General features: G+C 71.0%; 22 protein-coding genes and 1 pseudogene. 11 read left to right on the top strand and 12 right to left on the bottom strand.

The genetic code is table 11. The features are described 5' to 3' along the window. Positions 1–26: 26 nt before the first annotated feature. The 3 genes from OHT21_RS22030 to OHT21_RS22040 form a co-directional block, all read right to left on the bottom strand. Positions 27–1,037, bottom strand: coding sequence for a hemolysin family protein (locus OHT21_RS22030; protein ID WP_328770074.1), 1,011 nt, complete (start codon positions 1,035–1,037; stop codon positions 27–29). Then, positions 1,034–2,395: a hemolysin family protein gene (locus OHT21_RS22035; RefSeq protein ID WP_328770075.1), complete on the bottom strand. Its 1,362-nt coding sequence runs from the start codon at positions 2,393–2,395 to the stop codon at positions 1,034–1,036. Before OHT21_RS22035 ends, OHT21_RS22030 begins: the two co-directional genes overlap by 4 nt. A 232-nt stretch (positions 2,396–2,627) precedes the next feature. Continuing rightward, entirely contained in the window at positions 2,628–3,254 is a 627-nt protein-coding gene (locus OHT21_RS22040) for a TetR/AcrR family transcriptional regulator (RefSeq protein WP_328770076.1), read from the bottom strand. 182 nt (positions 3,255–3,436) lie between these two features. Here OHT21_RS22040 and OHT21_RS22045 point away from each other — a divergent pair, with 182 nt between their 5' ends. After that, positions 3,437–4,690: an alpha/beta hydrolase family protein gene (locus OHT21_RS22045; RefSeq protein WP_328770077.1), complete on the top strand. Its 1,254-nt coding sequence runs from the start codon at positions 3,437–3,439 to the stop codon at positions 4,688–4,690. Positions 4,691–4,817: 127 nt separating this feature from the next. Here the strand turns inward: OHT21_RS22045 and OHT21_RS22050 are convergent, their stop codons facing one another. Both OHT21_RS22050 and OHT21_RS22055 read right to left on the bottom strand, forming a co-directional pair. Then, the gene (locus tag OHT21_RS22050) at positions 4,818–5,840 is read right to left on the bottom strand and encodes a hemolysin family protein (RefSeq protein WP_328770078.1); all 1,023 of its coding nucleotides are present in this window, start codon (positions 5,838–5,840) and stop codon (positions 4,818–4,820) included. After that, positions 5,837–7,174 carry a hemolysin family protein gene (locus tag OHT21_RS22055; protein ID WP_328770079.1) on the bottom strand — a complete coding sequence of 446 codons (1,338 nt, stop codon included), beginning with the start codon at positions 7,172–7,174 and terminating at the stop codon, positions 5,837–5,839. Before OHT21_RS22055 ends, OHT21_RS22050 begins: the two co-directional genes overlap by 4 nt. 392 nt (positions 7,175–7,566) lie before the next feature. On the opposite strand from OHT21_RS22055, the gene OHT21_RS22060 reads away from it, so the two are divergent. Both OHT21_RS22060 and OHT21_RS22065 read left to right on the top strand, forming a co-directional pair. Next, entirely contained in the window at positions 7,567–8,550 is a 984-nt protein-coding gene (locus OHT21_RS22060; protein WP_328770080.1) for a sporulation protein, read from the top strand. A gap of 141 nt (positions 8,551–8,691) precedes the next feature. Next, the gene (locus tag OHT21_RS22065) at positions 8,692–9,147 is read left to right on the top strand and encodes a tellurite resistance TerB family protein (protein ID WP_151484836.1); all 456 of its coding nucleotides are present in this window, start codon (positions 8,692–8,694) and stop codon (positions 9,145–9,147) included. Positions 9,148–9,339: 192 nt separating this feature from the next. Here the strand turns inward: OHT21_RS22065 and OHT21_RS22070 are convergent, their stop codons facing one another. Beyond that, positions 9,340–10,272 carry a M56 family metallopeptidase gene (locus OHT21_RS22070; RefSeq protein WP_328770081.1) on the bottom strand — a complete coding sequence of 311 codons (933 nt, stop codon included), beginning with the start codon at positions 10,270–10,272 and terminating at the stop codon, positions 9,340–9,342. A gap of 6 nt (positions 10,273–10,278) precedes the next feature. Continuing rightward, the gene (locus OHT21_RS22075) at positions 10,279–10,668 is read right to left on the bottom strand and encodes a BlaI/MecI/CopY family transcriptional regulator (protein ID WP_328770082.1); all 390 of its coding nucleotides are present in this window, start codon (positions 10,666–10,668) and stop codon (positions 10,279–10,281) included. 114 nt (positions 10,669–10,782) lie between these two features. Here OHT21_RS22075 and OHT21_RS44715 point away from each other — a divergent pair, with 114 nt between their 5' ends. The 4 genes from OHT21_RS44715 (at position 10,783) to OHT21_RS22095 (ending at position 12,824) form a co-directional block, all read left to right on the top strand. Continuing rightward, positions 10,783–10,938 carry a hypothetical protein gene (locus OHT21_RS44715; RefSeq protein ID WP_443050414.1) on the top strand — a complete coding sequence of 52 codons (156 nt, stop codon included), beginning with the start codon at positions 10,783–10,785 and terminating at the stop codon, positions 10,936–10,938. Positions 10,939–11,117: 179 nt separating this feature from the next. Then, on the top strand, positions 11,118–11,693 hold the full coding sequence (locus OHT21_RS22085; RefSeq protein ID WP_328770083.1) for a TerD family protein: 576 nt from the start codon (positions 11,118–11,120) through the stop codon (positions 11,691–11,693). Between the two features lie 190 nt (positions 11,694–11,883). After that, positions 11,884–12,468, top strand: coding sequence for a TerD family protein (locus OHT21_RS22090; protein WP_328770084.1), 585 nt, complete (start codon positions 11,884–11,886; stop codon positions 12,466–12,468). Positions 12,469–12,545: 77 nt separating this feature from the next. Continuing rightward, entirely contained in the window at positions 12,546–12,824 is a 279-nt protein-coding gene (locus tag OHT21_RS22095) for a twin-arginine translocase TatA/TatE family subunit (protein ID WP_328770085.1), read from the top strand. A 269-nt stretch (positions 12,825–13,093) separates the two neighbouring features. On the opposite strand, the pseudogene OHT21_RS22100 reads toward OHT21_RS22095, so the two are convergent. Both OHT21_RS22100 and OHT21_RS22105 read right to left on the bottom strand, forming a co-directional pair. After that, positions 13,094–13,267 (bottom strand): annotated as a pseudogene (locus OHT21_RS22100) (response regulator transcription factor); the annotation flags it as partial. Beyond that, positions 13,264–13,674 carry a sensor histidine kinase gene (locus tag OHT21_RS22105; protein ID WP_328770086.1) on the bottom strand — a complete coding sequence of 137 codons (411 nt, stop codon included), beginning with the start codon at positions 13,672–13,674 and terminating at the stop codon, positions 13,264–13,266. The pseudogene OHT21_RS22100 and the gene OHT21_RS22105, both read right to left, overlap by 4 nt. Before the next feature lie 164 nt (positions 13,675–13,838). Between OHT21_RS22105 and OHT21_RS22115 the strand changes: the two genes are divergently transcribed. From OHT21_RS22115 to OHT21_RS22130, 4 genes are all read left to right on the top strand, one after another. After that, on the top strand, positions 13,839–14,066 hold the full coding sequence (locus tag OHT21_RS22115) for a hypothetical protein (protein ID WP_328770087.1): 228 nt from the start codon (positions 13,839–13,841) through the stop codon (positions 14,064–14,066). 270 nt (positions 14,067–14,336) lie between these two features. Further along, complete coding sequence (locus tag OHT21_RS22120; protein ID WP_328770088.1) at positions 14,337–14,708, top strand: ArsR/SmtB family transcription factor; 372 nt, start codon at positions 14,337–14,339, stop codon at positions 14,706–14,708. Next, positions 14,705–15,019: a hypothetical protein gene (locus tag OHT21_RS22125; protein ID WP_165338678.1), complete on the top strand. Its 315-nt coding sequence runs from the start codon at positions 14,705–14,707 to the stop codon at positions 15,017–15,019. The genes OHT21_RS22120 and OHT21_RS22125 overlap by 4 nt, the downstream gene beginning before the upstream one ends. Positions 15,020–15,207: 188 nt before the next feature. Continuing rightward, entirely contained in the window at positions 15,208–17,328 is a 2,121-nt protein-coding gene (locus tag OHT21_RS22130) for an MMPL family transporter (RefSeq protein WP_328770089.1), read from the top strand. A 148-nt stretch (positions 17,329–17,476) separates the two neighbouring features. Here OHT21_RS22130 and OHT21_RS22135 read toward each other — a convergent pair whose 3' ends face one another. From OHT21_RS22135 to OHT21_RS22145, 3 genes are read right to left on the bottom strand one after another with little or no spacing between them, the layout of a single operon-like run. Beyond that, on the bottom strand, positions 17,477–18,178 hold the full coding sequence (locus OHT21_RS22135; protein ID WP_328770090.1) for a (2Fe-2S)-binding protein: 702 nt from the start codon (positions 18,176–18,178) through the stop codon (positions 17,477–17,479). Then, positions 18,175–19,032 carry an ABC transporter ATP-binding protein gene (locus tag OHT21_RS22140; RefSeq protein ID WP_328770091.1) on the bottom strand — a complete coding sequence of 286 codons (858 nt, stop codon included), beginning with the start codon at positions 19,030–19,032 and terminating at the stop codon, positions 18,175–18,177. Before OHT21_RS22140 ends, OHT21_RS22135 begins: the two co-directional genes overlap by 4 nt. Beyond that, positions 19,029–20,120, bottom strand: a complete 1,092-nt coding sequence (locus tag OHT21_RS22145; protein ID WP_443050651.1) for a FecCD family ABC transporter permease — start codon at positions 20,118–20,120, stop codon at positions 19,029–19,031. Before OHT21_RS22145 ends, OHT21_RS22140 begins: the two co-directional genes overlap by 4 nt. Positions 20,121–20,168 lie beyond the last annotated feature (48 nt).

Consider the following 20,168-nt stretch of genomic DNA (forward strand, 5'->3'; position numbering starts at 1 on the left):
AGGGGACCGAGGCCCCCCTACCTCGTCTATGGGTCCAAAAGGCGGGCCAGCAGGTCGTCGAGGGTGACCATGCCGGTGAGCCGTCCGCTTTCGTCGGAGACGACGGCGAGGGAGGCGCGGTGTCGGCGCAGCTGCTCGATGGCGTGGCCGACGGTGTCGTGTGCGGCCAGTTCCGGTACCGGGCGGGCGAGTTCGCGGGCGGTGACGGCCCGGCCGCGGGCGCGGGCGATCAGCGCGTCGCGCGCGTGGACGGAGCCGACGACCAGAGACCCGTCGCGCACCAGCAGGCGGCTGCGGTCGTGCGCGGCCGCCGTGGCGAGGACGTCGTCGACGCCCGCCTGCGCCGGCACGGAGGTGATCTGGTCCGCGGGTATCCGGAGGTCGCCGACCGGGGTCTGGGGCTCGGTGAGCGAGCTGGTGATCAGCTCGGAGTCGTCCTTGGTGATCAGGCCGAGCCGCTCGGACTCGGCTACCAGGTGGGTGAGTTGCTCGCGGTTGTGGACCGAGGTGAGTTCGTCGCGCGGGGTCACCCGGCACAGCCGCACGAGGGCGTTGCTCACCGTGTTGAGCACAGAGATGAGGGGGCGTACGAGCCTCACCAGGCCCCGGAAGGGCGGGGTCAGCAGCATCGCGGAACGCTCGGGGTGGGCGATCGCCCAGGACTTGGGCGCCATCTCGCCGGCCACCATGTGCAGGAACACCACGATGATCATCGCGACGGCGAACGCGATGCCGTAACTCACGCCACTCGGCAGGCCCAACTTCTCCAGCAGCGGGTCGAGTTCGTGGGAGATCGCGGGCTTGGAGAGCGAGCCCAGGCCCAGCGTGCAGACGGTGATGCCGAGCTGGGCGCCGGCGAGCATCAGCGACAGTTCACGCATCCCGGCGAGAGCCGCCTTGGCACCGCGCTGCCCCTCCGCCGCCGCCTTTTCCATGCGGTGCCGCTTGGAGGCGACCAGGGCGAACTCGGCGGCGACGAAGAACCCGCTGCCGATCAGCAGCAGCACGGTGACGAAGAGCGCCATCGGGAAACTCATGCCTGCTCCTCCTCACGGCTCTGCGCCAGCTGCCGCAGCCGTACGCGCTCGGGGACGTGACGGTCGAGCGTGCGTACGTCGATCACCGCACGGCCGCCGTCGGGCAGATCGACGGTGACGCGGTCGCCGATGGCCGGGAAGCGTCCGAGCCGGTCCACGATCAGGCCGGCCACGGTGTCGTAGTCCTCCTCCTCGGGCAGCTCGATGCCGGTCGCCTCGGCGACCTCGTCAAGGCGGCGGCCGGCGTCCACCAGCCAGGCGTCCCCGTCGGGCACGGCGAGTTCCACGACCTGGTCGGACTCGTCGGCGATGTCGCCGACCAGTTCCTCGGCGATGTCCTCGTACGTGACGATGCCGGCCACGCCGCCGTGCTCGTCCAGCACGACGGCGAACTCGTCGTCGCGCTCGCGCATCTGGTCCACCGCATCGGGCAGTTGCAGCGTGTCGGGCAGCAGCAGCGGGATCCGGGCCAGGTCACCGGCAGTCGGGGCCAGGCCACCGGCAGTCGGGGCGAGGCCACCGTGGAAGTGGTCCGCGGACAGGGGCGTCAGCTCGCGTACACCGATCACGCCGATCACGTTGTCGGGGTGGTCGTCGAGGACGGGGTAGTTGGAGTGGCCGTGCTGGGCGATCAGCTCCACCGTCTCGGCGGCGGAGGCGTCCTTGCGTACGAAGGCCACGTCCGCGCGCGGCACCATCACCTCGTCCAGCGTCCGCTCGTTGAACTCCAGGGCATGGTCGAGGAGTTGGGCAGTGCGGGGCGGCAGCTCACCCTGCTCGTGGGACTCGCCGATGAGATGGCTGAGCTCCTCCAGGGTGGCGCCGTGGTGCAGCTCCTCCACCGGCTCGATGCCGACCTTGCGGACCAGCTTGTTCGCCGCACTGTCGAAGAGGTGCACCACCGGGCCGACGATCTTCAGGTACCCGAGGGTGGAGGCGGCCAGCGACTTGGCCAGCCGGTCCGGCACGGCGAGCGCGAGGTTCTTCGGCGCCAGCTCGCCGATCACCATCTGCAGAACGGTCGCCAGGACGAAGGCCAGGACGACCGAGATCCCGGAGACGGCGCCGTCGGGAACGCCGATGCCCGTCAGGACGGGCCTGAGCAGCGCGGACACGGACGGCTCGGCGAGGAAGCCGACGACCAGGCCGGTGACGGTGATGCCGAGCTGGGCGCCGGACAGCATGAACGACAGCCGCTCCAGCACCTTTACGGCGCGGGCGGCGCGCTTGTCGCCCGCTTCGGCCTCACGGGCGAGGGCGAGCCGGTCGGCGGCGACGTAGGCGAATTCCTGGGCGACGAAGTAACCGGTGCCGACGGTCAGGACGAGAACGGCCAGCAGGCCCAGTGCGGCACTCACTGAACACCACCCCGCCGTGTGCCGCGATCACGCTTCTGGTGGCGGGGTGGTCGGGGACTGTGCCCCGGAGGGTCCGTCGGTCTGGCGGACACGGGCTTGCTCCTTGGGTTGATGTGCAGTGGGTGAACGATGGGAGCTGACTCCGCGTTCCCGGTCCGCCCGCCGTGTCCGCGGGACGACACGCTCCGTATCCGATCCCTGAGCCCCGCCTTCCGTTGCGGCGGCTCGCCGGTCAGGACTCCGGCTGCTTCGGCTCCGTGATGCCACGCAGGATCAGGTCGGTGAGGGTGTCGATGGCCTCATCGGCCTCAAGCTCTCTGCCGATCGGTTCGCCACCTTGGATGATCCAGATGTGGCAGAACTGCTCCAGCATCGCGTTCACCGCGGAGGCCACGACCGCCGGGTCACCGGGCAGGGTGTGGCCGGCATCGGCGATCTGCTGCAGGTTCGCACGCATGAGGCCCAGCTGGGCGTGCCGGATCTGCATGAGCCGCTGCGCGAAGTCCGCGTTGACCATGGCGGCCTGGTGGAGCGCACGGATTTCCGGCCGGTGCGCGGTATAGACACGCCAGTACGCGGCCACCACCCGCTCGCGCAGCACGGTCCGCTGTGACAGATCGGCCGGACCGGGCTCGGGCTGCTCCTGCTGCGGCTGAGCGAGCCAGTCCAGCAGGAGCGCCTCCAGCAGCTCGTCCTTGCTCTTGAAGTGGCTGTAGAAGGAGCCCGCCGCGCGGCCCGCCTCCGCCGTGATGTCGGTGATCTTGGTGGCGAGGTAGCCCTGCCGGTCAAAGACGCGCCGGGCGGCCTCCTTCAGCGCTGCCTCGGTCTGGGCGGCCTGCTCCTTGCGACGGGTGGCCATGCCTCCCCTCCCTGCTCCGGGACACACTCAACAGACATGAATCCAGATTCAGTGAACTAACTTTCAGCCAACTTACCACGAGCCCTTGACGCCGGATCGGTGCGCATCTCAATCTGAATCTACATTCACTGAATAAACATTCACTGAACGTGGCGTCATTGCACGCCACGGAGGAGGCCACCGTGCGCAAGCCCTCGAACCGCCTGTCCCGCATCGCCCTGACCGCCCTACTCGGCGCCGGACTACTGATCAGCACGCCGGTCGTCGCTGCTGACGGTCACGGCGACGACCAGCCGCGCATGACGGCGAGCAGCCGCAGCCCCGAGCGGCGCGGCGCCCTGGTGGCGGCCGAGCACATCCAGCGCCTGTCGGCCAGGCAGGTCGCGACCACGCTTAAGGAGGCAGGGTTCGACGCCCGAGACGCCCGGCACGGCATCGACGCGTACCGGCTCGTGTACCGCACCGTCGACGCGTCCGGCCGGCCGACCACCGCCAGCGGCCTGGTCGTACTCCCCCGCGGCGGGTCCGAAACGCGGCTGCGCACCGTCTCCTACGCGCACGGCACGATCTGGAACCGGCATGACGCCCCGTCGGTCAAGGCGGGCACCACCGAGCGCGCCGCGGCCCTCGCCTTCGCCACCACCGGAGCCGCCGCACTCGCCCCCGACTACCTGGGCCTGGGCCTCGGCCCCGGCAATCACCCCTACATGCACGCGAAGACCGAGGCGAGCGCCTCACTGGACCTGCTGCGCGCAGGCCGCACCTTCGCCTTCACACACGGCCGGGTCCTCGACCGGCGCGTACAGGTCAGCGGCTTCTCGCAGGGCGGCCACGCGGCGATGGCCCTCGCCCGGGAGCTGGCAGAGGGCGCCGACCGGTCCCTCAAGCTCGGCGCCGTCGCGCCCATAAGCGGCCCGTACGACATGGGCGGGGTGCAACTGCCGGCCATGCTGGGCGGGCGGCTCGACCCCTACGAGGCCACGCTCGGCGTCGCGCAGTGGACCGTCGCCTGGAACGCCGTCTACCGCTTCTACGCCGACCCGTCCGAGGCGTTCCAAGCTCCGTACGACCAAATCGTCGAGAAGCTCTTCGACGGCGAGCACACCCTGGACGAGATCTTCGCCGAGCTGCCCGGCACCCCGCAGGAGCTGCTCACCCCGCAGTTCATCCAGCGGCTCGCCCATCCGACCGGGACCGTGGCCGAGGCATTCCGGGAGAACGACGCCACCTGCGCCTTCGGCCTCCGGGCGCCTGCCCGGCTCTATGCCGCCGCCGGCGACCCCTCGAACCTGCCCATCAACACCGAGCGCTGCCGGGATGCGTTGCGTCGCCACGGTGGGAACGCCTCGATAGTCGATCTGGGCGACATCGACCACGTGACCTCCGAGCAGCACGCGGTCCCGGCCGTCGCCCGCTGGTTCGCGACGCGCCCGTAACGCCGAGCGAGGCGTGGCTCCGCAAGGAGTCCGGAGCCGTCGGTTGCCCGCCCACCGCTTGAGCTGGATACGGGACTGTGTATGCCGGGCCGTCCTGTGCGTGGGCGGGCACAGGACGGCCCGGCGGTCACGCGGCGGCCGGGGTCGGGCCGACCAGTTCCGTCAGGACGTCCTCCATGGTGACGAAGCCGAGCACGGTGCCCGTCTCGCCGGTGACCGCGGCCAGGTGGCTGCCGTCGGCCCGCAGCGCGGTGAGAGTGTCGTCCAGCGGGGTGTCGATGCGGACCTTGGTGACGGGGTGCAGGGCCGTGCGCGGGAAGGGTTGGTCCCGGTCGGCGATGCCGAGGGTGTCCTTGATGTGGAGGTAGCCGAGCAGGGCCTTGTCCGGGCCGGTGACGGGAAAGCGGGAGAAGCCCGCCCGGGCGGCCGTCCGCTCCAGTTCGGCCGGGGTGATCGCGTGGTCGACGGTGTGCATCTGCTGGGCCGGGACCAGGATCTCGCCGACGGGGCGGGTACCCAGCTCCAGTGCGTCGCGCAGACGCTCGCCGTCTTCCGGTGAGAGCAGTCCGGCCTGGCTGGAGTCGAGCACCATGCGGGCGAGCTGGTCGTCGGTGAAGACGGCCTCCACCTCGTCCTTCGGTTCGACCCTGAGGAGCTTCAGCAGGGCGTTGGCGAAGGCGTTGATGCCGAAGATCACCGGCCGCAGAGCCCGGGTGAGGGCGACCAGCGGCGGGCCGAGCAGCAGCGCGGTCTGCGCAGGCGCGGCGAGCGCGATGTTCTTGGGGACCATCTCGCCGAACAGCATGTGCAGATACGTCGCCACGGTGAGCGCGATGACGAAGGCGACCGGGTGGACGAGGGCGTGCGGGATGTGCGCCGTCTCGAAGGCGGGCTCCAGCAGGTGCGCGATGGCGGGTTCGGCGACCGCGCCGAGGACCAGCGAGGAGACGGTGATACCGAGTTGGGCGGTGGCCATCATCGCGGAGAGGTGCTCCAGGCCCCACAACGTCATCCGGGCGCGCTTGTGGCCTTCCTGCGCGCGGGGTTCGATCTGACTGCGGCGCACCGAGATCAGGGCGAACTCGGCGCCGACGAAGAACGCGTTGGTCAGCAGCGTCAAGGCGCCGATGGCCAGTTGCAGAACAGTCATCGGACGGCCTCCTGCCGGTCCTGAAGGGACACCTGGACCGGCGCCGTGATGCGCACACGGTCCGCACGGTGGTGCTCGACGTCGAGGACGTCCAGGCGCCAGCCGTCCAGGTCGAGCACGTCACCCTTGGCCGGGATCCGCGCCAGCCGGGTGGCGACCAGGCCGGCCACCGTCTCGTACGGGCCTTCGGGCGCGGCGAGTCCTATCTCGGTCAGCTGGTCGATGCGGACGCTGCCGTCCGCCTCCCACACCGCGCGGCCGTCCGCCGCGGCGGGGGCGGGCAGCAGGTCAGGGACCTCGATCGGGTCGTGCTCGTCGCGGACTTCGCCGACGACCTCCTCGACGATGTCCTCCACCGTGGCCACGCCCGCCGTACCGCCGTACTCGTCGATGACCACGGCCATGGTGCGACTGGCCCGCATCCGCTCCAGCAGCCGGTCGGCGGGCAGGCTGTCGGGCACCAGCAGCGGGGCGGTGGCCAGCTCGGTGACCGGCGTGACGGCCCGCTCGGCGGGCTCCAGGGCCAGCACGTCACGGATGTGGACCGTGCCGACCACCTCGTCCAGGCTGTCGCGGTAGACCGGGAAACGGGACAGCCCCGTCGCATAGGTCAGATTGGCGGCGTCGGCGGCCGTCGCGTGCACTTCGAGGGCGCGGACGTCGACCCGCGGGGTCATCACGTTCTCCGCGGTCAGCTCGCTCAAGTGCAGCGTGCGCACGAACAGTTCGGCGGAGTCCGTCTCCAGCGCCCCTTCAGCGGCCGAGTGCTGGGCAAGCGCGACGAGTTCCTCGGGGCCGCGGGCAAAGGCCAGCTCCTCGGCGGGCTCCAGGCCGAAGCGGCGTACAAACCGGTTCGCGGTGTTGTTGAGGTGGCGGATGAACGGGCCGAACGCCGCCGTGAAGCCGCGCTGCGGTCCCGCGACCACCTTGGCGACAGCCAGCGGGCGGGAGATCGCCCAGTTCTTCGGCACCAGCTCGCCGACCACCATCAGCACCACGGTGGAGACGACCACGCCCAGCACGGTCGCCACCGACGAGGCGGCACCACCCAGGCCGATCGCCTTCAGCGGGCCGCGCAGCAGCGCCGCGAGGGACGGCTCGGCGAGCATGCCGATCACCAGCGAGGTGACCGTGATGCCCAGCTGGGCGCCGGACAGCTGGAACGTCAGACGGCGTACGGCCTTCAGCGCGCCGTCCGCGCCGCGCTCGCCCGCCTCGGCGGCGCGCTCCAGGTCGCCGCGCTCGACGGTGGTCAGGGAGAACTCGGCGGCGACGAACAGGGCGCAGGCGAGGGTGAGGAGCAGGGCAAGCAGAAGCAGCAGGATCTCGGTCACCGTGCCACCCCCGCTCCCTCACGCATGTGTCTCGGGCGGGTCGTGGCACGGCTGGTACTGGGAGGCTCACCCATTGCGGGACGTCGCTCCTTCTCGGCTCGGAGGGTCGGGCAGACCCTCGGGGGTCGGGAGGGCTGACACACCCTCCGGGCCATCGTAAAAGACGGGCAAAGCTTCCAGGTCATGTCCATTGCCGACCTGACGGGCGGCTTCTTTCGGACTTTCCCGCCACAGGCTTCAGGAAACAGCCTGGACCGGCCCCGAGAACCCTATGCTTCTACTCGGCTGTAGAGGGAGAACGTGAGGGCTACCCGGGTTGTTCCCATGCACCCGCACACCCATCCGCCCCCTCGTCACGAGAAACACACGCACATGAAGGAGTGGACGCCGCGATGGTGTTCAAACGGCTGCTCGGCTCGCTCGGTGTGGGCGGACCCACGGTGGACACGACCCTCGACCCGGGCCCGGTCCTGCCCGGTGCCGGCCTTACCGGTCAGGTCCATCTCAAGGGCGGCGACGCCGACTTCGACATCGAGCACATCACCCTGGAACTGGTGGCGCGGGTCGAGGCCGAACACGAGGACGGGGAGAGCGAAGGAGCAGTCTCCTTCGACCGGTTCAGCGTCGGCGGCAGCTTCCGGCTGGCCGCGGGCGAGCAGCAGAGCGTGCCGTTCGGCGTGACGTTGCCCTGGGAGACCCCGATCACCGAGTTGTACGGGCAACCGCTGGGCATCGTGCTCGGCGTGCGCACCGAGCTGGCGGTGGCCGGCGCGAAGGACAAGGGCGACCTCGACCAGCTCACGGTGCGCCCGCTGCCCGTGCAGGAGGCGATCCTCGAAGCCCTCGGCCGGCTCGGCTTCGGCTTCCGGTCCGCCGACCTGGAGTACGGCCGCATCGGCGGCACCGGGCAGCAACTGCCCTTCTACCAGGAGATCGAGCTCACCCCGGCGCCGCAGTACGCGCACGTCATCAACGAGATCGAGCTGACCTTCCTCGCCGCACCGGGCGGCATGGAGGTCGTCCTGGAGGCGGACAAGCGGGGCGGCTTCTCCTCCGAGGGACACGACGCTCTCACTCGCTTCACGGTCGGCCACCACGATGTCGAGCACCGGGACTGGAACACGGAAGTCGACGGCTGGATCCGGCAGTTGGCCGAGCACAGGGCCTCGTACGGATCGCACGCCGCGTACGGCTACCACGACCACCACGGCCACCACGAGCACCACGACGGCCACCGCTCCGGGCCGGGCATGGGCACCGCCGTCGCCGCCGGTGCGGCGGGTCTCGCGGTCGGTGTCGCCGGCGGCATGGTCGCGGCCGAAGTCGTCGACGAGGTCGGCGACTTCTTCGAGGGCGATGAGGAAGAGGAAGAGTGATCAGGAGGGAGGGGGCGAAGCCCGAGGCGCTCGCCCCCTTCCTCGTCACCCCACCCTGATAACTTCTACATTGCTGTAGAAGAATGCGGCGGTCAGGGCCCCTCCGGGCCCGGACCCACCTCTGACACGTACGGAGTTCTCATGGCCCTGTGGGACCGCATCAAGGATTCTGCATCGACGATGCAGACCCAGCTGATGGCGAAGAAGAACGACCTCAAGAGCGGCGCCTTCCGCGACGCGAGCATGGCGATGTGCGCGTTGGTGGCCGCCGCCGACGGCACCATCGACCCGGCCGAGCGCCGCCGGGTGGCCCAGCTCATCGCCACCAACGAGGTACTGCAGAACTTCCCCGCCGACGACCTCCAGCGCCGCTTCGACGACAACCTCAACAAACTGGTCGCCGACTTCGACTTCGGCAAGGTCAGCGTCCTGCAGGAGATCGCCAAGGCGAAGAAGAAGCCCGCCGAGGCGCGCGCCGTGATCCAGATCGGCATCGTCATCGGCGGCGCCGACGGCGACTTCGACAAGACCGAGCAGGCCATCGTCCGCGAGGCGTGCTTCACGCTCGACCTGCCGCCGCACGAGTTCGACCTCTGAGCGAAGGCGGAATGCGTGCCGGGCCGATGTCACGGAGACCTCGGCCCGGGGTCGGGTAGCCCGGAGCATCTCAGCCCCGGCCTACCCGACCCTCGCCCGGCCTGTCCCGGCACGGTCACCGCCAAGGCCCTGCTCACCGAACTCGGCCTCCCCTCCGGCCCAGCCTCGACCGCGCACTCGTCGCCGAGCGGGTCAGAGCGGTGTCGCCGCGTGCAGGATGAGGACCATCGTCACCGCGGAGTTCGCTGACGAGAGCGCGGACACCGCGGTTCCCGCCGCCGCGCCCCAGGCGGCCAGGCCCACCGAGGTGAACACCGACGGCCAGCTGCGCATCGCGGGCGGAGGGCCGAGCAGGGCGGCGACCCGGCGCGGCACCGGGCCCGGCGCGGCAAGAGACGCGAGCGTGGGTACCGGGGTGGCCCGGGAGACCAGGGCCGCCTTGCCGATCGCGCATGCCACGTCCCTGCGACTGCCGACGGCGTGGGCCGCCTCCTCGTCCGCCCACCGCTCCGCCGTGTAGGACACGGCCGTGCGCAGCGGCCGCAGGAACGGGTTGGCGCGCGCGGCCAGTTGGACGGCGAGCAGGAACCGATGGTGCCGGGCGGCGAGATGGGCGCGCTCGTGGGCGAACAGCGCGCGCCGTTCGGCCGGTTCGAGGCGGGACAGCAGGCCGGTGGTCACCACCACCCGACCCCGTCGCCCTTCGGGGAGGGCGTACGCGTACGGCACCTCGTCGGGCAGTACGGCCACCTCGGCGCCGGGCAGGCCGGCGAGTGCCCGGTGGGCGCGGCGGCGCACCCGCCCGTGCCGCCACAGCGTGCGGCCGCAGGCCAGCAGCACCGCGAGCAGCGCCGGAATGGCCGCCTTGCCGGCGACCTCGTCGTACGGCACCGCCTCGCGCACCTCGGGGTCCGACCAGCCGTCGGGCAGCGGGTTGCCGGGCAGTTGCGCGGTACCGACCACCATCAGTAGCCCCAGGCACACGGTGCTGCACACCGCCATCACCACGGCCAGCCCGGTCAGCAGCCGGGTGGCGGTCCGTGGATGCAGCCGCTGCTCGGCCAGGCGGGCGATCGGCCATGCCGTCAACGGCAGGACCAGCGGCAGAAAGACGAACACCCCCATGAGGCTTCAGTCTTCCCTCTCGCCCTTGGCTCGACCCAGCAGTTCGCGCAGCAGTCGTTCGTCGTCCGGTTGCAGGGAGGTGACGAAGCTGGCCAGCACCGCCTCCCGGTCACTTTCGGCGTCGAGCACCTTGCGCATCTTGTGCGCGGCCAAGCCCGCCTGGTCCGACGCCGGGGTCCAGGCGAAGGACCGGCCGGCGCGCTCGCGGGTGACCGCGCCCTTGGCCAGCAGCCGGGTGAGGATCGTGATCACCGTCGTATAGGCGAGGTCTTCGCCGAGGCGTTCCTGCACCCAGCCCGCGCTCGCCGGGCCGTCCGCCTCGCTCAGGGCCGACAGGACGAGCGCCTCGAGTTCACCCTGCCCCCGCCGGCGGGGACGCTGCCGCTGATCCGTCACGCTCTGTCTCCCTTCCGCCGACCCCGAATTCACGGGCGGTCCATCGTATCGACGACCCACAGCCGGCCACCGCGCCACGACCGGTGCTCCATCGCCCCTCACCACAACATCTACATGACTGTAGAAGTTACGCCACCTGGGCAACTTCCCTGCCCCACCGACGGCAACAACACAAGGAGATTCGACGCCGCCACCTGGGGCTCGGCCATCGCGGGCCCACTCGTCCCGCTGATCGGCTACCGCATCCTCTTCGGCAACTCCCGTGAATGACCGGCCACTTCACCGCGCCCACCACTTCTCGGCCATACGCGACACGGCCAACCTTCGAGGCTACGTAACCCCTTCCTCGCCTTCTACAGTGTTGTAGATTTTTATCCCGGGTCCGCCGGGTCCGCCGGGTCCGCCGGGTCCGCCGGGCCCTGACCTGACGCATCGAGAAGGAGTACGCAGTGGGAGTTTCCCTGGCCAAGGGTGGCAATGTCTCGCTCAACAAGGAGGCGCCGGGTCTGACCGCCGTCCTGGTCGGTCTGGGCTGGGATGTGCGCAGCACCACCGGCACCGACTTCGACCTCGACGCATCCGCGCTGCTGCTCGACACTTCCGGCAAAGTGCTCTCCGACCAGCACTTCGTCTTCTACAACAACCTGACCAGCCCGGACGGTTCGGTCGAGCACACCGGCGACAACCTCACCGGTGAGGGCGAGGGCGACGACGAGGCCGTCAAGGTGAACCTCGCCACCGTGCCCGCAGAGATCGACCGGGTCGTTTTCCCGGTGTCCATCCACGACGCCGAGAACCGCGGCCAGAGCTTCGGCCAGGTCCGCAACGCCTTCATCCGCGTCGTCAACCAGGCCGACGGCCAGGAACTGGCCCGCTACGACCTCTCCGAGGACGCCTCGACGGAGACCGCGATGGTCTTCGGCGAGCTGTACCGCAACGGTGCGGAGTGGAAGTTCCGCGCGGTCGGTCAGGGTTACGCGTCCGGCCTGGCCGGGATCGCCTCCGACTTCGGCGTCAACGTCTGACACAGGCAGCCCGCCCCCGGGCCTGATCCCCAGGGGCGGGCCCGGAACCGTCCCCCGCCACGCGCATCACCGACTCCAAGAGCGGCCCCCCGCTCGCCGGCCGGCAGCCGTGCCGGTCCGGGCGGGCTTGCAGCGGTTCCCGGACAGATCCATCAACAGCGTCAAACCCCGAAGGAGAGGCACCCCCCCCATGTCGGTCAACATGACCAAGGGTCAGCAGATCAGCCTGAACAAGGCCGACGGCAGCGCCCTGACCTCCGTCCGGATGGGCCTGGGCTGGCAGGCCGCGCCCCGCAAGGGCTTCCTCGCCAAGCTCGCCGGAGGCGGAGACATCGACCTGGACGCCTCGGCCGTGCTCTTCGCCGCCGGGCAGCCGGTGGACGTCGTCTTCTTCCAGCACCTGGTCAGTGATGACGGCTCCGTCCGGCACACCGGGGACAATCTCACCGGCGGGGCCGGCTCCGGAGGCGACGACGAGGCCGTCCTCGTCGATCTGGCCCGCGTCCCCGCACACGTCGACCAGATCGTCTTCACCGTCAACTCCTTCACCGGCCAGACCTTCGCCGAAGTGCAGAACGCGTTCTGCCGCCTGGTCGACGAGGCCACCGGAGCCGAACTGGCCCGCTACACGCTCACCGGCGGTGGGAAGCACACCGCCCAGATCATGGCCAAGGTCCACCGCACCGGCGGCAGCTGGCAGATGAAGGCCATCGGCGAACCCGCCACCGGCCGCACCTTCCAGGACCTGCTGCCGTCCATCGCACCCCACCTGTAGACCAGGGCTGCCCGCCCGCCTCCCTCGATGCGCCCAGGGCCGTCCCCGGACCGGGCCACACAGCAGAAAGGACCCGCATGTTCGGACTCAGCGAGCTCGCGATCATCCTTATCGTCGTCATAGCCGTCCTCGCCGCCAAGAAACTCCCCGACCTCGCCCGCTCGGCGGGCAAGTCGGCGCGCATCCTCAAGGCGGAGGCCAGGGCGCTCAAGGAGGAGGAGCAGGGTACGGCCGGGGAGCAGGCGGCCCCTCGCGTGATCCAGGGCGAGACCGGCGCACCCGGCCCAGCGGCCACCGATGCGCCCCGGTCCGCCACGCGACCGGGCGGCGAAGAGCCTCCGCGCGCCCAGGGCTGACGCACACGGTGTTCATACACCCAGGGCGCGCAGCAGCATCGGCAGGGAGTGGTGCAACTCCCGTTCTCCGTAGGCCGGATGGTGGGTGCCGGAGTGGAAGTGTCCGGTCACCGGGGCGCCGAGCCGGCGCAGCCGGGCATCCAGGGACCGGGTGAGGTCGTGGATGACGGCTTCCGCCGGGTCGTACGCGCTGCCCGGCGGGTCGAGCGGGCCTGGGGTGCCGTTCCCGGTCGAGAGGTAGACGGGGGTGTGGCGCAGGCGCTTGGCCAGATGCGGATGTCCATCAGGACGACGTCGGGCCGGGTCAGCCGCACCGCCTCCACGGCCTGCCGCCCGTCGGCCGCCTCCGCGACCACCACCAGGTCGTCGGTCAGGTCCAGCAGGGCGCGAAAGCCCGCCCGTACGACGGTCTGATCGTCCGCGAGGACCACACGCACTGTCACGGTCGCTCCCCTCCGTTGTCGCCGCGGGCCGGGAGTTCGGCCCGTACCCGGTAACCGCCGCCGGGCAGCGGCCCGTAGTCGATCCTGCCCCCGGCCGCCGCCGCCCGCTCCCGCATCCCTGCCGGCCCGAAACCGCCCGAGGCCGGTGGCGTGGCCGACGGACCGTCGTCGACGACCTCCACCGTCAGCCGACCGTCCCTCCGGACGACGGACACCGCCGCGTGCCGGGCGCCGGAGTGCTTGACGACGTTCGTGAGTGCTTCCTGGACGATCCGGTACACGGCGAGCCCCACCACCGGCGATACACCGTCCGGCTCTCCCTCCCGCCGGAGCGTGATCTCCACATCGCCCCCCGCGAACCGGTCGACCAGCTCGGCGAGCCGCTCGAGCCCCGGCGCCGGTTCCACCGGATCCCCCTCCGGCTCGCGCAGGACGGTGACGGTGGCCCGCAGCTCCCGTACGCCTCCTTGCCCGCCTCCCGCACCTGGCGCATCGCCGCCCGGGCCACCTCGGGCTTCACGTCGAACGCGTCCAGCGCCACGCCCGCCTGCACGGTCATCACCGCGACCGTGTGCGCGACGACGTCGTGCAGCTCACGGGCGATCCGCACCCGCTCCTCACGCACCCGACGCGCCGCCTCCCGTTCCCGGTCCTCCTCCGCACGGACGGCCCGGGCGGCGTACTCGGCCTGCAACTGCCGCCGCGTACGCACCACTTCACCCAGCAGCAGCGGCACCAGCGGCCACAGCATCTCCAGTACCGCCAGCCCCTGCGGGTTCACCACGTCGTTGCCGTATGAGCGCCCATGCCCGAGCGCGTACGACAGCGGGAGTACCCGCATACGCCCCGACGCGCCGCACCGGGCCGATCCAGGAAGAACCAGGGGCGGCGTCCAGCCCCGGGAAGCAGGAAGCGCTTTGCCGCACGGCCGCTTCGGGCGGCCCCTAGGCGACTCCCTGGAGTCGACCCTGAGACATCCCCCATCCGACCCTGAGATGTGTCAGGAATCTTTGACAGGTGCTCGCTAGGGCTGTCAGCCTTTTCTGACAGGTACGAGGGAAGGGGCGCGATGCCCGAGGTCGCTGATGACGACGGCGTACCGCCTCCGGCACCGACGGGCGACGAGTTGCTGAAGGTGCTCTCCGCGCTGGGCAATCCGCACCGGATGCGGATCGTCGCGGCGCTCATGGAAAGCCGGAACTACGTCAGCGCGCTGGCGCGCGAGATCGGTATGGGCCGACCGTTGCTGCACATGCATCTGCAGCGACTGGAGGCCGCCGGACTGGTCGTCGGCACGCTCGAACTCGCGGAGGACGGCAAAGCGATGAAGTACTTCGAAGTCACGGCTTTTTTCTACGAGTTGACGCCCCACGCCATCGCCCAGGCGGCGACGACCATCACCGAGACCGCTGACCGGACCGCGAAAGAGGAAGTGAAGTGAACAAGGAACTGGTGACGCTCGCCGCCGACGGATCCGAGGTGGAGGCCCTGGTCGGCGCCGTCGGCGCGGCCGGAGTCTTCGCCCTGCTCATCGTGATCGTCTGGCAGCTCGCCGCCACCTGGCGAGCCCGGATGCTGGCAGCGCGCGAGGAGCAGTACAAGGAGCTCGCGACGAAGTACGCCCAACTCCTCGAAGACACCGTGGAGTTGCAGCGCCGCACCGTCGAGGAACAGCGACAGACCCTGGACGAGCTGACGCAGACCCGGCTGGCGGTCGGCTCGATGGAGAAGATGATGCGCGAGATCGAATAGCAGCTGCCACAGGTGTACGGCCGGGAGCGCCAACTCCCGGCCGTACCGAGAAACACACACCCCGGACACACATCCCGTTCGCCACGGCAGGTCGTCACACCTCATGCGCCGTGGTGCGGGCCCCGTGCGCCCTGTGCCGGTCGCCGCACTGGCTACCGGTGGCGCGTTCCCCACGAAGGAGACTACTCATGCGTGCGCTGCTCAAGCGCGTCGCCCGTGCGCCCGGCGGGCGGCGTGGCAAATGGTTCGTCCTGGCCGCCTGGCTGATCGTGGCCGTCGCACTCGGCCCGCTGGCCGGGAAGCTCGGCGACGTCGAGGACTCGAGTGCCAACGCCTTCCTGCCGCGTGGCGCGGAGTCCGCGCGGGTCAACACGGAGCTGGAGAAGTTCCGTACGGACACGGTCATGCCCGCTGTCGTCGTCTACACCGGCGAGGGCGCGGACGAGAAGGCGGCCGCCGACCGGACGGCCTTCGCGCAGTTCGTCCCGCCTGGCGAGGAGGTCTCGCAGCCGATCCCGTCCGAGGACCGGGAAGCCCTGATGACCGTCGTCCCGCTGGACAGCGAGGACGACATCACTAGCAAGATCGACGAGCTGCGCAAGGTCGCCGGAGCCAATGCGCCGCCGGGTGTCGACGTCGAGGTCGGCGGACCCGCCGGCTCCCTCACGGACTCCGTCGCGGTCTTCGACGGCCTCGACTCGACGCTGCTGCTCGCCACCGGCCTGGTCGTGGCCGCACTGCTGCTGATCACGTACCGCAGCCCGTTCCTGTGGCTGCTGCCCCTGCTCTCCGTCGGCTTCGCGGCCGTCCTCACCCAGGTCACCACCTACCTGCTGGCCAAGCACGCCGGACTTCCGGTGGACCCGCAGAGCGCGGGCGTGCTGATGGTGCTCGTCTTCGGCGTCGGCACCGACTACGCGCTGCTGCTCATCGCCCGCTACCGCGAGGAACTGCACCGTCACGCCGACCGCCATGAGGCGATGCGCATCGCGCTCCGCCGCTCCGGACCGGCGATCCTCGCCTCGGCCGGCACCATCGCCGTCGGCCTGGCCTGCCTCGCCTTCGCCGACATCAACTCCTCCCGCTCGCTGGGACTGGTCGGCGCGGTCGGCGTCGTCTGCGCCTTCCTCGCGATGGTTACGGTGCTTCCGGCGCTGCTCGTCATCACCGGCCGCTGGGTGTTCTGGCCGTTCGTACCGCACCACGGCACCCCCGCCCGCAAGCCGCGCACCGTCTGGTCCCGCATCGGAACGGCCGTCGCCCGGCGCCCCCGCTGGTCGTGGATGATGTCCGTCGCCGCCACCGGCGTCCTTGCCCTCAGCGCGGTCGGCATCTCCATGGGCCTGACGCAGGCCGAGATGTTCCAGGACAAGCCCGAGTCGGTCGTCGCCCAGGAACGCATCTCGGCGCACTATCCGTCCGGCGCCTCCGACCCCGCGAAGATCGTCACCAGCACCGACCGGACCGGCCAGGTCCGGACCGCCGCGGCCGCGGTCGACGGCGTGGCCCGCGTCGAGAACGACGGCGATCGCACTCCAGACGGCCAACTCACCACCCTCTCCGTCGTGTTGCAGGACACCCCGGACAGCCAGGCCGCCAAGGACACGATCGACGACCTCCGCGACGCCGTGCACCAGGTCGAGGGCGCACACGCCCTCGTCGGCGGTACCACCGCGCAGACCCTCGACACCCAGCGGGCCGCCGACCGCGACCTGACCACGGTCATCCCGATCGTGCTCCTGGTCGTCCTGGCCGTCCTGATCTGGCTGCTGCGGGCCCTCGTTGCCCCGCTACTGCTTCTGGCCACCGTGGTGTTGTCGTACTTCGCCGCCCTCGGCGCCTCGAACCTGCTCTTCGAACACGTCCTGGGCTTCGCCGGCGTCGACTGGTCGATCCCGCTCATGGGCTTCGTCTTCCTGGTCGCCCTCGGCATCGACTACAACATCTTCCTCATGCACCGTGTGAAGGAGGAGGCCGCCCGCCTCGGCCACACGCACGGCGTCCTGGAAGGACTGACCAGTACCGGCGGCGTCATCACCTCCGCCGGCATCGTCCTCGCCGCCACCTTCGCGGTCTTCGCCGGTCTGCCACTGGTCACCATGGCCCAGATGGGTGTCCTGGTCGGCATCGGCGTCCTGCTGGACACCTTCCTCGTCCGTACGGTCCTGGTCCCAGCCCTCGCCCTGGACCTGGGCCGCTGGTTCTGGTGGCCGGGCCGCCTGTTCCGCGGGCTCCCGCACACCGAACCGGACGCTTCCGAGAGCGCCGGCTCGTCCTCGGCGCGGGACCGGGCCCACGAGGTCGCGTGAGGCACCTCGTCGGTTGCGGCCTGTTTGAGAGCGAATGCGCACCCGCAAGGGTGCGCATTCGCCGGCGCCGCCCGCGCAGGTGGGTGGCACGCCAGAAGCTGTCGGGCAACCCCCCACCGACTGCGCTGCCCGGTCGCGCCCACATGCTTCACCGAGCCAGGCAGCAGTCTCCGCATTTCGTGCCCGTGGGCGTGCGGTAGAAGAGGCAGCAGCTGCGGCGGCGGAAGGTCAGGTCGGGTCCGGTGAAGTGGCCGGTGCCGGCCAGGCGTCCGGTGGCCAGGAGGCCGGTGGTGAGTTCGGTGAGCGGGCCGCGCAGGGCCGGCCGTGCCGGCAGGAGTACCTGGGCTGTCCCGGCCAGTGCGGAGGCGGTGTTTCCGTCCAGGAGGCGGGGGGAGATCTTGACGCGGAGCCCGGCGGCCAGTGCGTTCAGGTGCTGCTCGACCACCAACTCGTAGAGCGCCTCGGTGAGGTGTGGGATCCGGTCGGCGTACCAGCCGGTGAGGGCGGGCAGCCACAGGGCGGGGCCGTCGTCGGCGCGGTGCAGCCCGGCCAGGTCGGGGACGATGCCGTGCAGGAGCGTGCAGGCCAGGACCGGGGACCACAGGCGTGCGGCGTGTCCGAGCTGCGCGATGGAGACGCCGATGCGTGCCTCGCGGGTGTCGTAGCGGTCGGCAACCGCCTCCGCGAGGTCGGTGAAACCGCGGGCGTAGGCGTCGGTGACCGGATGCCAGCCCTGGCCAGGGCCGCCCACGGCCAGGGTGAAGAATCCTCCGAGAGCCGCCACGTCCTCCAGGGCTGCGGCGACGGCCTCGGCGGGCGCGCGAGCGGATGCGGGTGTAGGTGCGGTCATGTCTGCGCGGCTCCCTGTCTGTGTCCGGGTCTGTGTCCGGGCGGGCGGTCGCCGGTCAGGTCGTGGCCGGTGAGCAGCGTCACCTGGGGCAGGCCGGTACGGGGATGCTCGGTGACGTCCGCCTCGACGCGGTAGACGTCGGCCAGCAGGGCGGGGGTGAGGACGTCCCGTGGTGCGCCGTGGGCGACCACACGTCCGGCCGCCATCACACAGAGGCGGTCGCAGAACGACGCGGCGAGGTTGAGGTCGTGCAGCGCGACGACGGCGGTGACTCCGAGGCGGCGGACGAGCCGGAGTGCGTCGAGCTGGTGGCGCAGGTCGAGGTGGTTGGTGGGCTCGTCCAGCACCATCGTCCCGGTCCGCTGGGCGAGTGCGCGGGCGATCAGGACGCGCTGCTTCTCCCCGCCCGACAGCCGCTCGAACGGCGCGTCGGCCAGGTCGGCGGCGTCGAGTTCCGACAAGGCCGCCATGACGATGGCGCGGTCATCGGCGTCGTCGCCCGCGAAGGCGCGCTTGTGCGGGGTGCGGCCCATGGCCACCACCTCGTACACGGTGAGCTCGAAGTCCCCGGCGTGCTCCTGCAGGACAGCCGCCAGGTGACGGGCCAGCCGCTTGCCGGGCATCCGCCAGACGTCCGTCCCGTCCAGCAACACCCGTCCCGAGGTGGGACGCAGCGCCCGGTAGACGGTCCGCAAGAGGGTGGACTTGCCGGCGCCGTTCGGGCCGACGAGCCCGACCACCTCCCCGGCAGACACCCTCAAGGAGACCTGGTCCACCAGCGGCCTGCCGTCGACGACCACCGACACGTCGTCGATGTCCAAGGCCCCGGGTGCCGCTTCCGGTCGTACGGTCATCGTGCCCTCCTGCGCATCAGCCAGAGGAAGAACGGGCCGCCGACCAGGGCGGTGAGGATGCCGACGGGGATCTCCTCGGGGTTCATGAGGGTGCGTGCGGCCAGGTCGGCGGCGATCAGGAAGGCCGCGCCGAGCAGGGCCGCGGCCGGGAGCGCACGGCGGTGGTCGGCCCCGACCAGGAGTCGTACGACGTGGGGCAGGATCAGGCCGACGAAGCCGATCTGGCCGCTGACCGCGACGATCGTGCCGATCATCAGCGCGACCACGGTGAACAGCGCGGCCCGGAAGCGGTGGACGTCCAGGCCGAGGGCTGCCGCGGCCTCCTCCCCGGCGAGCAGCAGGTTCAGCGGACGGCTCACACCGAGCAGGACGGCCGTGCCGAGCAGGACCGCGCCGGCCGGGATCCACACCATCGTCCAGGTGGTGCCGGCCAGTCCGCCGAGCATCCAGCGCAGCGCCGACTGCGTCTTGTGGGGGTCGTTGGAGGTGACCACGAGGAAACTCGCCACGGCCGACAGCACCTCGGCCATCGCCACGCCCGCCAGCACCAGCCGCACGGTGGTCATCCGTCCGCCGGAGCGGGCCAGGAAGTACACCGCGACCAGGGCCGCCAGCGCGCCGCAGAACGCCGCCAGCGGCAGCGAGAAGGCACCGAACAGCGTCACGTTGAAGACGAGGACCAGCACCGCGCCGACGCTCGCGCCCGACGAGACCCCCAGCAGCATCGGATCGGCGAGCGGATTGCGCACCAGGGCCTGCAACGCCATCCCCGCCACCGACAGTCCGGCTCCGACCACCGCGCACAGCAGTACCCGGGGCAGCCGGACGTCGGTGACGATCGTCTCGCGCACCGGGGGCCACGTCGGTTCGGCCAGGGCGGGGTGCAGTTGGTGGAGCAGGATGCCCCACACCTCCCCGGCCGGGATCGTGACCGAACCGGCCGCGATCCCGAACGTCGCCGCCACCGCGACCAGGGCGCCGAGCCCGGCCAGCACCAGGGCGTAGGGGAGCCTGCGGCGGCCGGTCACGGACTGCGCGGCCCCGGGCCCGGGAGCGCTCTTGCCGACCGCCTCGGCAGTCCCTGGCATCCTGCCCGCGTCGGCCCCGTCGGCGTCTCGGCCGGCGGCGGCCGGCTC

The organism is Streptomyces sp. NBC_00286 (assembly GCF_036173125.1).
GTDB lineage: Bacteria > Actinomycetota > Actinomycetes > Streptomycetales > Streptomycetaceae > Streptomyces.